This window comes from Variovorax sp. 01T432, from assembly GCF_056398605.1.
The window spans coordinates 51,605-63,081 of record NZ_JBFTPS010000040.1 but is presented as its reverse complement, the minus strand read 5'-3'; the positions used below and the strand labels follow the sequence as shown (position 1 = coordinate 63,081).

Sequence of the window (11,477 nt, the reverse complement as noted above, 5' to 3'; positions counted from 1 at the left end):
CCTTTGGCTTTGGGCAGTGGACAAGGTCACCCCGTCGACCAGCGATTGGATTGGCGTCGCCGTGTGCTTCATTGGCATGGCCATCATCATGTTCGGGCCACGAGAAGCGGTCCGCTGAACCGACGTTGTGACCGGCTACAGTCGGCCAACACCAGACGTTCCCAACCGCCTGCCAATTCGCCCGTCAACGCCCAAGCATGACCATCGACGCTGACCTCAACATCGCGGAGATTCCCTACGATTCGGGAGCCATCAGGTTCCGCTACACGCGCTACTTGGCGCCGGACGGCGCCCGCTGGATTCGACACGGCCTATTCGTGGCGTACCACGAGAACGGCGTAGTGAGTTCTGAGGGAAGGTACATCGAGGGGATGGAACAAGGAATGTGGCGCGACTTCCATGCGAACGGTCAGTTGGCGTCGGAAGGCAGCTACCACGATGGCCAGGAGGTCGGGACTTGGCGCTTCTGGGGCCCTGACGGCAGCGAGCAGCCTTCGACGCAGCATAACCACTGACGGTCACTTCCGAAGCGCGTGCGCACTGACCGCACGGCGGGCAACAATCGGCCAGAAGAAGACGTTCCAGGCAAATGGCTAGTTGTGTCTGACGAGCCGTTACGATAGGTCTCCAACATTGGGAGGACGATGCAATCAGCAATCTTTGCCGTCGGCAACGAGCCGTATCTGCTATGGGAGCAGGACGTTGCAGAGAGAACACGGGACTTTTTGGACGGTTTGGACCCCGAGTTCTTCTCATATGTCCTCAAAGCGCACTTGAAGACGGACGACGAGAAGAGAGCGTCCGTCTCAATCCGCCTTGCCCTTCATCACGCAACGGAGACGATGTTCTCTCTCCTGTGTGCGCTGGTGCAGGCACCGGACTGTCCGTATGCTTGGATTTCGCGTTGTTCAAACACGGAACTGCGCGATGTCGTCAAGAGAATCAGCGAAGGGGACCATACTCTTCTGTCGAAATTTAAGCTCACGGGAATGGGTTGGGAGCCAATCGCCTCGCTGGTCTTCGAGACGTTCGAGCCGGGCACGGAGAGGCAACTCTCGGCCATTCGCGGGTCTTCCAAGCTCTGGAGCGGACTGGCCCGCGAGGTTGTAAGCGACGCGGTCATCGACGAGTACAACGCCACGAAGCACGGGTTCCGGACACGGGCAGGTGGCTTCAAGATTGAAATTGGACCGGTGACCACGCCCGACTTGCCTCCCGAGGAGGCCGAGATGACGCTCATAGGCGAGTCGAAATTCGGTGCGATGTTCTACAAAGTGGAGAAGTTGGACGTCAGGGGTGGTCGGCAAATCCGGTCGAGGGTGGTGGCGACGAACTGGGCGGTTCAGCGAGACATTCATCTCCTCCAACTGACGCAACACGCCATCAGCAACGCTGTGACTCGGCTCAAGATTGCCAATGGTGTAGCCCCGAGCAGTTGCGAGTTTCTGCTGCCGGACAACGAAGAGGACTTCTCTCGCCCATGGGCACACTCGCCAGGGGTAACCAGCATGTACCTCCCGTTCGGGGCGAATCCGGAGGCCCTTCCCGACCTCTCCAAGGATGAGTTGCTCCGGAGGCTGCGAGCTGCTCTAGGCGGCAATGTTCCGGCTCCCTTGTAGTACCAGCCGTTTCCCGCGGCCGAGAGCACTCACCGACCGGCGCTTGCCGGCCATGAGCGGCAATGAGCGGCCAATGAGCGGCCAATGTACATTCGCCCAGATTGGACCGCGTTGCTATGACAAGGACTAAATGTCGGACGACACAATAGAAAAGCTTTCGCTGTTGCTCTTGGGCTGGTTGCTCGGCTTACTCGCTCCGGTCATCGTTGACGGCATCAAGCGACGGCGCGAGAACAGGTTGGGCCGCGCGGCAATTCGCGTCGAGTTGCTCCAACTTCGTGAGCGGCTCATCGTTGCAGCCCATGGCGCAGAGGATTATCTTGGAACGCAGACCAAGGAGAAGATTCGGTGGACGTTGAAGCGCCTTCACGCTCGCGAAGAGGACAACATTCGCCCCGCGCTGGAGATGCGCGTCAATCTGCCGGACGCGGAGTTCAAAGCTGTAGCCGCCCATCTTGCAGGCCAGGGCAATCAGTCAATCAGGTTGCAGAACTACGGCACGCCACTTCTCGATGCGCGGGTCTCAGCCCTGTGGAGCTTTAGCACTGAAGCGCAGCGTGTCCTGCTGGAACTCAAGACAGAGATGGGCTTCCTTGACGATGCGGTGGCCCAATCGAGATACTTTAACGAATTGACCTTCAAGGACCTACCTTCGGTAAACCATCAAATCGCGGTACAGAGCGTGAAGGAGTACATCGCTACCTACGCTAGGCGGGCGCGAGGGGCGGTTGAATTGATTGACAAGTTCCTATAGCTGGTCTCGGTGCCTGCAAACCAACTTCGCACGTCGGCTCAACTCGGGGCTCGAAATTGACTGTCGCATCGAATGTCCGCATTTGCGGACCCTGAACTTCCGCAACGGGCCCAGAGCAGCTGTTCACGCTCGTGCCCGCCGCTGGCGCTACGCATGCGGCGGTTCACGCGGACGCCGTCACGACACGCCTGGCGCAGCGCCGGCGGGCTTGATGACGATGCGACGCCTGCTCGTGATGATCTCGCCAATGGCCGGATCCACGCTGATGAGCTTCTCGCCGCTCGGGAAGCTCTCGCCTACCGCGACGCGGCGTCCGCTCTTGAAGGTCACGACACCTGCCTGGACTTCGGACAATCCGGCTTCGTCCTTGGTGACGCGCTCGGTCGGCGCGTTCGCCCCGGGCGTTGGGACCGGTGCCGCCAGCTGCACCAATGGGTCCTTGCGCACGGGAATGTCGATCGGGGGCTTGGGCGGAGCCGCCGCTGTTCGGGGCTCAGCAGGCTGACGCTCGACGACCTTCTTCTGCTGCGCCTCTCTGGCAAGCTTCTGCTCCCGTTCGAGCTTGGCCAGGCGTTCGGCCTTGGCCTTGCGCTCAGCAGCTTCGGCGGCCTGTGCAGCTTCCCGGGCCTCCACGGCCTTCCGCTCCGCCTCAGTGGAGCCACGCGAAGCTGCCCCCGCGGGAGATGCCACTTTGGCGGGTGCCGCTGACACTGCCGGGGCGGGGACGGGCTGCGGAGCAGCGAGGGCTACCTCCGCTGTCGGGGCACGTACCTGCGCTACGGGTGGCGACGCCACCTGTTGCGCAACGGCTGGTCCCGGCACCGTCGCCTCCACCGGCGCGCCTTGCTGCGCCAAAGAGGATGGCCGCGAAGCGCTCACCCGCGGAGTCTCTTCGAGGGATGCAAGGGCATCGGCGTCGGCTCCGGGCTCTACGTGCCGCGTCAGCCGCTCGATCTGGTCCAGTCGCGCGGCATCGTCCTTGGCGGCTTGCAGCTGTTTCCAGAGGGGAACGCCGGCGGCAAGGACGCCGGTTCCCGTGCCGAGCAGAAATGCGGAGGCAAGCCAGGCCCAGGCCGTGAACCGCACTCGGTTGATTACGCTGATGGCCATTCAGCCCGCCCCCGCGCCCAGCATCGACTTGATAACGCTCGAATTCAGCTTGGCGCCCAGCGGAATGTTGAACAACGGCGCACGGATCACCGCATGAATGTCGGCGCCGTCTCCGATCTGGAGGTCCTCGCTTGCGATCAGCAGCGCACTGTCCTTGGCGGCCTTCGCCGGATCGCCCACCTTGCCAGCCACCTTGATTCGCTCGGCGGTCAGTCGCCCGGAGAACTCAGCGCCAGGGGCGATGATGACGGTTCCCTTCTTGCACTCGAGGGTGCCACGGAAGCTTCCATAAATGACCACGCCGCAGTTGAGCTCGAGAGTCCCCTGAAACACGGCTTTTGGAGGAATCACCATCCCGATCCCATGCTCCTCGATAGAGACGCGGAGGGTGGAGACCGCGGCCTCCGCATCGGGATGGGCCGAGGCGTGCGCGCTGAGCGAGGAAGTGTTCATTTGGCTGGCGAGGGTAGGTTGACGTCTTCGCGCACGAGCACGCTTGTCGTCGGCGTTCGGTAGATCCGGCGGACGGGGTCCGTCTGTAGAAGCACTTCTCCGCTGGGCAACGGCCTGCCAAGCTCGACGTGCAGCTGGCGAGAGGCGGCGCCCCCCAGCGCGATGGTCACCCCTTCGGCGTCGACGCCCACAACCTTCCACCCCGGCAGGGTGGCTGTCCTGCGTTGCTCTGCGGCTGAGGATGTGAGGTGGAGCTGAAGCAGCCAACCGAGTGTGAAGGCGAACACCGTACAGGCGACCGCGAGCATGACCACTGTTCGCATCCGAATCCGCGATGCCACGGAGTTCGCATTGAGCGCGGCTGTATCCGCGGAATCCGGCCCGAAGGTGATCCACGGGACTCCCTTCGCTGTGACCACCGGCCCCGCGAATCCGGGCAACTCGATCACGTCCGATCGGAGGAGTGCGCGCGTCCAGTCGGAGGCGGTCACGGCTTGACCGCGCGATGGCGGGCGCGTTCCGCCGCTGCGCGCAACGGCAGATGCGGAGGCCCGCCCGCCAGGAGATCCCGAGTTCAATGCTATTCCCCAAATTATTGGCGCGCAATCCGCAAGACAAGCACTGTTTTGCGGTTATCGTTTGTAGCGTAGTGCTCCTGCGGTCCATAATATCACCCGTTCAGACACTTCGGCAACGCCAGGCGTTGTTTAGTTGACCCATGAGTACACGGAAGAGACGTACCCGAGCGGGCAGACCTTCAGCCGACCAGGCCGAGCTCACCGCCCTCCTCCAAAGGCCTAGCGTCGAATCGGCCGAGGCCGCGCGCGCGACCTTCACCCTCGACGATGTGTCGGTGGCCGTGCGCTACTGGGGCGACGATCCTGCAGACAGGAGCGGCGCCAAGGTGAGCGGGGGGTTCGGCCCGAACGCCTGCCTAGCAATCGAGGTCCTCACGGTCATGGCGCGGTCGCACGAACAGACGGTCGCCTGTCCCAATACCTCCGAACTGGCTCAGATCGTCGGCGCCGCGCTTCGCGCTACCCAACGTGCGCCGCACGCGCCCATTGAGTCGGTGAACGATGCGATCGCCTGACCCGTACCTGCATCCCGAGGGTTCCGCCGACCCGACGGTCCCAGACTATTTCAACCGGCGCGCGGTGCTTCGTGGCATTGGAGGCCTTGGGCTCGGATCGGTCCTCCTTCTGCAAGAGCCCGGCGTCGTGTTCGCACAGGCCAGTGCCGCGGCCGCAGGCGCACTGCCTCCCGCTGCGCAGCGCGACGAGTTTTGGACGCGTGATCGCACGGTGTGGGTCCGACGCACATCCACTGGAGAAGTCATCAAGAGCACGTACTGGCGCCAAGGCCAGCTGGTCCAAAGTGAATACGAACGTTTGTGTTGGTTCGCACGAGATACGACCCTTGAACGCCTGATGCGAGAAGACAGCCCACACATCCGTCGAGCGCTCGACACGGGCCAGTTCACCAGGGAGCAGATCTCCCAGTGGACCATGATGAACCCGATCATCCTCGACGTGCACTACGCGATCTCGAGCTGGCTCGGGTGGTTCAACATGGCCCGGCCCATCGAGTGGACGAGTGCCTTCAGACACCCGATCACAAACAAGATCACCGAAGGCTCCGCGCGCGACAGCTGGCATGTGCGCGGCGGAGCGGTCGATGCCCGTATCCCCGGCGTTCCGATTGAACAATTCGGCCGCTTCGCGCAATGGCTCGGCGCCGGCGGCGTCGGGGTCTACGTGACCAAGGCCTTCACCCACACCGATTCGGGCCGCGTACGGAGCTGGCGGTCCTGACGCGTGGCGGGGGCCACCGAAAAACAAATTGCTGTTTGCCCCCCCGACTTCCAGCACGGGCCGCATGTCAGAGCGGATCAGGGAGGATCGGCTGGCCGTTTCCCGCAGCGCATCGTCCACCCGATTGAGGAGCCGCGCGATGCCATAGAGCTGTCGGTTTTCACTACACCCTGAATTTGTTGCACTTAGTTTGAACTCGCGCCCTCCGCGCGGCCTGCCTGCGGCGGCCGCCGGCCCGCCCGTAGCTGCTGCAGCCCGATCTGGCACGCCAGGCAGGGGAGGCAAGAGGGGAAGGAGGCGGGGCCGGCGATGGCGCGGCGGCCGCCACGCGCGCGGCCAGTGGGAGAGGCAGAATGCGGCAACCGCCGGAATCGGCCACAAGCGGACGCTCGAACATGGACCAGAATTCGAGCATCGGCTGTCCAGCGCGAGGGGTTCGAGGTGACGTATCTAGAGAAGATTTGGCAGGGAAGCGCGTTTGTCCAGCACCGAATCTTTGTTCTCGGCGAGTCATGGTACGGTGACTATTCGGACGAACTGGTCACCGATGACGGATACATCCGGGCCTACCTTGCCGGTGGCGTCGTCGATGCGTTGTACACACGAATCGCCAACGCGTGCCAGCTTTCGAGGCAGGATTTCTGGGATGGGGTCATGTTCACGAACTTTGTCCAACGCGTGGGAGCGACACGTGATTTTCGGCCGACGCGCCAACAGTACGATGCAGCTGGCGCTCGGCTCGCAGAGCTTCTAGACCAGCATCAGCCTCGCGGCGTATGGATATTGGGCATTGGTCAGGCCGAATACTCTGCTCCTATCGTGGAACGGGCCGGCATCCCATTCGAGGTGACGGCCCATCCGACAAGCTACGGGGTCAAGAGCGCGACGCTCTACGCCAGTTGGAACTCCCTACTCAAGAAGGCGCGAATCCAGGGGACTCCCGCGCATCGCCCCAATCGGCGGCCTCCCGAAGTACAACCCAATGCCGAGGGGAGGCCCAGTGCCGACAGGCCCAGGCCCGCAGTTGCAAGGAGGCAAGAGGTGACGATGAAACTTCGCGAGGGCTTTCATTCCCGTGACGCACAGCCAGACCAGCGCCTGTGGAAGAATCTTGGATATGGCGGCAAGACCTCGAGCGAGGATACTTGGAGGTATTGGCCGCAGTCGGGGGCCGGCCCTTGGACAATCGCTGCCCCATTGGGAGCCGCTGTATACACCCAGGACACCCTACGCCTGTACTACGAAGGCGAGCTCATCTACGAGGCGAAGGACGGCGAGGGGCAGTGGGACGTCACATGGCAAGCTCTCGCGCACTTCTACGGCGTCCTGGCGCGAAGGGTTGCCAAGGGAATTCAGTTGAGCGACGAACCGAGCGGCGCATGACGGCCAGAAGAAGCCGACCTTCGGCGTCGCCGTCCAGTTTGCTAGTAGGTGAGCTGGACCGAGTACTTCCAGTCGCCGTCTTCCTCCAGCCTGACGGAGTACGACGCGGAGCGCCAAATGGTCTCGCGCTCACGGAAGAGGTCGGCGAGCGCGTAGAGGCTCGCATAGATTTCCTCGGTTGGGCTAACAGGCTCCGGCTGCCCGTCTGGAGACGTGATGATGATGGTCATCCGCTCCTGCGGGCCTTTCTGTTCCCGGTCGGCGACAAGGCTGGCCAACTTCCACCATTCCGGGGTCGCAGCAATAAGGGCATTCGCTACCGCCATGTCGAGCGGAGCTTGTCTTTCGAGCCAATGGTCCATCTATGATTCCAACGAGCCGTGTCGACTCAGAAGTTAGCATGCCGCCGGCGGCAGTCCGCCAGAAGCAGCCCTTCGCACGTACGGCAGAATTCGTCCAAACCGCAGCACCGCTCGCGTCGGACTAACAAGGAGCATCGCATCGTGCCACTGCAGAATCGCGTGAATCCGATAGGTCGCCTGTATGCGAATCCGTCCCGAGCAGGCACCCTCATGGGCAACAGGGGTCGACTGCACAACAAGGACCAGACCCTCAGGACCGAATGGGGCTCGGAGCACCGCTGGATTTACTGCACGACCGACGTCGTGTTCGGGAAGCGCGTTCCCATGGACCCGACGCTCAACTCCTACACCGAGCTCTTCTTTCTCGACACCCCCACTGCTCTGGCCGCGGGTCACCGACCGTGTGCGCAATGCAAGCGAGAAGAGCATCTTGCTTTCAAGAGCTTCTGGCTCGCCGCGGGCTTGAGCGAAGGAAGGGACAACCCGATTGTTGTCATTGATGCTGAGCTCAACAAAGAGCGAGGGGCGGCCCTGAGGTGCAGGCCGGAGAAGCTTGCGAACCTCCCCGCTGGCGCGATGGTTCGCTTGCCAGGAGAAAATGCGTTCTTCCTTGTCACCCCTGAGAACCGGCTGCTTCGGTGGTCCTTCGAGGGCTACACGGCTGGCCCCGAGGTGTCGACCGACCAAGACGTCGAAGTCGTGACTCCACCAAGTATGGTCAAGGTGCTGGCAGCAGGGTTCGCGGCTAAGCCGCATCCCAGCGCGCAGGACCTGATGAGCGTGTAGCCTTGCTCCGTTCGGCGTTCGGTTGTCAACAGCGGCAGGCGGCCAGCAGCGGTCACTCGCCGCCATCCTCCAGTTCACCGAGAACAACGCACCGACACAGCGGCCTCATTCTTCTTGAGGAGGCTTCCTTCCGCCTACGCTGTCAGACATGAAGCGCAGTTCTCTTCTTGACATGGAACGCCGGCTTGTCGCGGTGGTCCGTTCGTCGGACGAGTTGATGGCAGCACTCAGAGCCGTCCGCTCTCTTGGGCTGGCTTCCTGATGCATAGGCGCCGGGGCCGTGCGTCCTTGGTCTGGGATGCCTTGCACGGCTTTGGGCGACCTTCGGTGCTTGAAGACGTCAAGAATTACTCAAGCTGCGCAAGACTAGTGTAGTGCGCTCGAAATAGTTGAACTTAATTTATGCGGCACACTCCGACCTGGACGGAGGTCGAGATGCGCATTGCCCCAAGGATCGAACTGGATGCTGCTGTTCAACGAGAGTTGACTGCCTTGGCGCGGCGAGGCCGTGTCGAGGCTCGGGTGCAGCAAAGGGCCAAGATCGTATTGCTGGCCGCTCAGGGCTGGCAGAACAAGGACATCGCCGCCGAGGTCGATTTGGATCGACGCCAGGTGGCCTTGTGGCGCCAGCGCTTCCTGGAAGGCGGGGTGGAGGCCCTGATGCACGACGCGCCGCGCCCCGGGCGTACCCCCAGCGTGACCACCGCCGAGTTTGAATCGAGCATCGTGGACAAGACGCTTCACGACAAGCCCATCGCGGCCACGCACTGGAGCACGCGCACGCTGGCCGCGCAGCTCGGGGTGGGGCCGACGACGATTCGCCGCGTCTGGCAGCGCAATGGCCTGAAGCCGCATCGGCAGAGCAGCTTCAAGCTCTCGCGCGACCCGCGCTTCGAGGACAAGCTGCTGGATGTCGTGGGGCTGTATCTGAACCCGCCCGAGCGCGCCCTGGTGCTCAGCTGCGACGAGAAGAGCCAGATTCAGGCGCTCAACCGCACCCAGCCGGGCTTGCCGATGAAGAAAGGCCGCGCCGGCACTGTCACGCACGACTACAAGCGCCATGGCACGACCACGCTGTTCGCCGCCTTGAACACCCTGGACGGCACAGTGATCTCGATGTGTCAGCAGCAGCACCGGCACGTGGAGTGGCTGCAGTTCCTGCGCCTGATCCAGCGCAAGACGCCCAGGCACCTGCAGTTGCACCTGATCGTGGACAACTACGGCACGCACACCCACCCGGAGGTTCAAGCCTGGCTGGTCAAGCACCCGCGCTTCGTCATGCATTTCACRCCGACGAGCGCGTCGTGGCTCAACATGGTCGAACGCTTCTTCCGCGACATCTCGGAGAACCGCATCCGGCGCGACAGCTTCACCAGCGTGCCTGAACTGGAATTGGCCATCGATTTGTACGTGGCCCACCACAACGCCAATCCCAAACCCTTCATCTGGACCAAGAGCGCCTCCGACATCCTGGCCAAGGTCACGCGAGCCAAGGCCGCGCTGGCAAGGAGTACAAGATAAGTACATATATGAGTGGCGCACTACACTAGCTCGTCACCAGGCGGTGTGCGGCGGAGCCAACGTAAAGCGCAGCCCGAGCGTGCTAGCGTGAAGTCCGTCACGTATGCTCGTGCGGCGTCGACAGCACAATGCGCGAGCGCCTCCCGAATAAGCGCAGCTCCACAACAAGCAGATAAGGCAATGGCAATCACGCTCACTCGACGAGAAATCGACTCGACGATGCCCAAGATTAAAGAGGGCCTCCAGCAGTACGCTTGGCTGCAGGGCGAAGTCGCCAATGGGGGAGCCTTCCCCGCGGACCCTGATTTTCAGAGGCGGTTCAACCACTTCTATCGTGTCCGTCGAGGCGACCCGTGGCGCGAAGCGTTTTACGACCTCATGGACCGGGCCAGGGGGGAGGAGCTGACGTTCAGCGACATTCTCGACGAGCTTCAGCGGTCAACCGGGCGGCTGGAGGGCTCCTTTGCGAGCAAGCTCTACGCGACACTCGAGCCGTCCGCCCCAGTCATCGACTCCAAGGTGCTGGGAAAGCTGCGCCTGCGCCTGCCGCACGCGGGGCACTCGGACAGGCATACGGCTGTCTGTGATTTGCACACCCACCTCGGTCAGCTATTCGACGCGTTTCTCAAGACAGCAGACGGCGCGTATCTTGTCCGCAAGTTCGACCAGACGTATCCCAAGGAGAAGTCCAAGGTGACCGCCGAGAAGAAGCTGGACCTTGTGCTCTGGAAAGCGGAGTAGAACTTGGCAACACAGTCCCCGAGGGAGCGCCCATGAAGTTCTGCCCGCACTGCGGCATGAAATTGGACTCGCAGGGCAGTCGGTTCTGCCAGGAGTGCGGCAAGGAGCTTCGCGCCCCCTCGCAGGAGCCGCCCCAGCAGCCTGACAACCCCGCCGTCGAAACCGGCTTTCCGCGCGTGACGGAAGAACCGGTTCTTTCGACTGCGCCGCCACTGACCTTCAGTGAGAAGTTCGCGGCAGCATTGCTTCCCGTCTCTGTGCCGACGACTGGACCCATGTCACCTTGGTTCTGGGTCGGTTGCGTGGTTCTGGCCCTTTCCTTCTGGTCCTGGTTGTGGCCTGCATTCGGCGGCTATCCGACGCGAGGCAGTGGGTCGGTAGGGCTGGGCATCGTGGTCGTTGTCGGCTACATGAGCGCCTACCTGTTTCGTCGCTCGGGTCGTCGCCGCAACATTGGCTTTGCGTTCGGCGTTGTCATGAGCCTGATGGTGCTTTGGTGCCTGCGGGTGTCCTTGGGCGGTGCGTTCCTGATGGGGGTCGTTCCGGGCTCATCGACGGTTCCGAGCCCGACCAGCGGTGAGCAGGTTCTCCGCGACCCCAAGGGCTGGACGGAGGAGAGCACGGGTTCCGCGGAGATTGGCCCGTGGCTCAAGGCGTCGCCGAATGGTACGCGCTTCTACCGCGATATCGGGGGCATCATCTACCGCCTGTACCCACCAGGCGTGAAGCCAGACGCTGCGCCCGCCAATCCGTTTGACTTCACCGACAGTACCCCGGAACCCCTTGCCCGTTAAGCCTTAGAGAAAAAGCCGGACACCATGAGAGGTGCCCGGCTTTGGAGAAGTAGTCTGGTCCTCTAGCGGGGCTAGGAGGCAAAGGTGGCCTTGAGGGTACTCAAGCGGATGCCGGCGTTGCGCTGCGCTTGATGTCGCTG

The 11,477-nt window shown here is 62.6% G+C and carries 14 protein-coding genes and 1 pseudogene; 11 read left to right on the top strand and 4 right to left on the bottom strand.

Going from position 1 to position 11,477, the window contains the following annotated elements; genetic code table 11:
• The 4 genes and pseudogenes from AC1DNF_RS25310 to AC1DNF_RS25295 all read left to right on the top strand — a co-directional run.
• Positions 1–118: pseudogene (locus AC1DNF_RS25310) on the top strand (YnfA family protein); the annotation flags it as partial.
• A 79-nt stretch (positions 119–197) separates the two neighbouring features.
• Positions 198–515, top strand: coding sequence for a toxin-antitoxin system YwqK family antitoxin (locus tag AC1DNF_RS25305; protein ID WP_478151402.1), 318 nt, complete (start codon positions 198–200; stop codon positions 513–515).
• Positions 516–644: 129 nt separating this feature from the next.
• Entirely contained in the window at positions 645–1,619 is a 975-nt protein-coding gene (locus AC1DNF_RS25300) for a hypothetical protein (RefSeq protein WP_478151401.1), read from the top strand.
• Positions 1,620–1,749: 130 nt separating this feature from the next.
• Positions 1,750–2,373: a hypothetical protein gene (locus tag AC1DNF_RS25295; RefSeq protein ID WP_478151400.1), complete on the top strand. Its 624-nt coding sequence runs from the start codon at positions 1,750–1,752 to the stop codon at positions 2,371–2,373.
• A 177-nt stretch (positions 2,374–2,550) separates the two neighbouring features.
• Here AC1DNF_RS25295 and AC1DNF_RS25290 read toward each other — a convergent pair whose 3' ends face one another.
• Genes AC1DNF_RS25290 through AC1DNF_RS25280 form a run of 3 tightly spaced genes read right to left on the bottom strand, consistent with a single transcriptional unit; the run spans position 2,551 to position 4,427 of the window.
• The gene (locus AC1DNF_RS25290; protein WP_478151399.1) at positions 2,551–3,483 is read right to left on the bottom strand and encodes a hypothetical protein; all 933 of its coding nucleotides are present in this window, start codon (positions 3,481–3,483) and stop codon (positions 2,551–2,553) included.
• Positions 3,484–3,936 (bottom strand): bactofilin family protein, encoded by a 453-nt coding sequence (locus AC1DNF_RS25285; protein WP_478151398.1) that lies wholly within the window; start codon positions 3,934–3,936, stop codon positions 3,484–3,486.
• Positions 3,933–4,427 carry a hypothetical protein gene (locus tag AC1DNF_RS25280; protein ID WP_478151397.1) on the bottom strand — a complete coding sequence of 165 codons (495 nt, stop codon included), beginning with the start codon at positions 4,425–4,427 and terminating at the stop codon, positions 3,933–3,935. The genes AC1DNF_RS25285 and AC1DNF_RS25280 overlap by 4 nt, the downstream gene beginning before the upstream one ends.
• Positions 4,428–4,654: 227 nt before the next feature.
• Between AC1DNF_RS25280 and AC1DNF_RS25275 the strand changes: the two genes are divergently transcribed.
• From AC1DNF_RS25275 to AC1DNF_RS25265, 3 genes are all read left to right on the top strand, one after another.
• A complete protein-coding gene (locus tag AC1DNF_RS25275) occupies positions 4,655–5,029 on the top strand; it encodes a hypothetical protein (RefSeq protein WP_478151396.1) in 375 nt (124 codons plus the stop codon).
• Positions 5,016–5,750: a YcbK family protein gene (locus tag AC1DNF_RS25270; protein WP_478151395.1), complete on the top strand. Its 735-nt coding sequence runs from the start codon at positions 5,016–5,018 to the stop codon at positions 5,748–5,750. Before AC1DNF_RS25275 ends, AC1DNF_RS25270 begins: the two co-directional genes overlap by 14 nt.
• Before the next feature lie 441 nt (positions 5,751–6,191).
• Complete coding sequence (locus AC1DNF_RS25265; RefSeq protein ID WP_478151394.1) at positions 6,192–7,133, top strand: hypothetical protein; 942 nt, start codon at positions 6,192–6,194, stop codon at positions 7,131–7,133.
• A 41-nt stretch (positions 7,134–7,174) separates the two neighbouring features.
• Here the strand turns inward: AC1DNF_RS25265 and AC1DNF_RS25260 are convergent, their stop codons facing one another.
• A complete protein-coding gene (locus AC1DNF_RS25260) occupies positions 7,175–7,495 on the bottom strand; it encodes a hypothetical protein (RefSeq protein WP_478151393.1) in 321 nt (106 codons plus the stop codon).
• Positions 7,496–7,636: 141 nt separating this feature from the next.
• On the opposite strand from AC1DNF_RS25260, the gene AC1DNF_RS25255 reads away from it, so the two are divergent.
• The 4 genes from AC1DNF_RS25255 (at position 7,637) to AC1DNF_RS25240 (ending at position 11,337) form a co-directional block, all read left to right on the top strand.
• Positions 7,637–8,281: a hypothetical protein gene (locus tag AC1DNF_RS25255; protein ID WP_478151392.1), complete on the top strand. Its 645-nt coding sequence runs from the start codon at positions 7,637–7,639 to the stop codon at positions 8,279–8,281.
• Between the two features lie 435 nt (positions 8,282–8,716).
• The gene (locus AC1DNF_RS25250; protein ID WP_478151391.1) at positions 8,717–9,802 is read left to right on the top strand and encodes an IS630 family transposase; all 1,086 of its coding nucleotides are present in this window, start codon (positions 8,717–8,719) and stop codon (positions 9,800–9,802) included.
• Between the two features lie 180 nt (positions 9,803–9,982).
• A complete protein-coding gene (locus AC1DNF_RS25245) occupies positions 9,983–10,543 on the top strand; it encodes a hypothetical protein (RefSeq protein WP_478151390.1) in 561 nt (186 codons plus the stop codon).
• 32 nt (positions 10,544–10,575) lie between these two features.
• Entirely contained in the window at positions 10,576–11,337 is a 762-nt protein-coding gene (locus AC1DNF_RS25240; RefSeq protein WP_478151389.1) for a hypothetical protein, read from the top strand.
• Positions 11,338–11,477 lie beyond the last annotated feature (140 nt).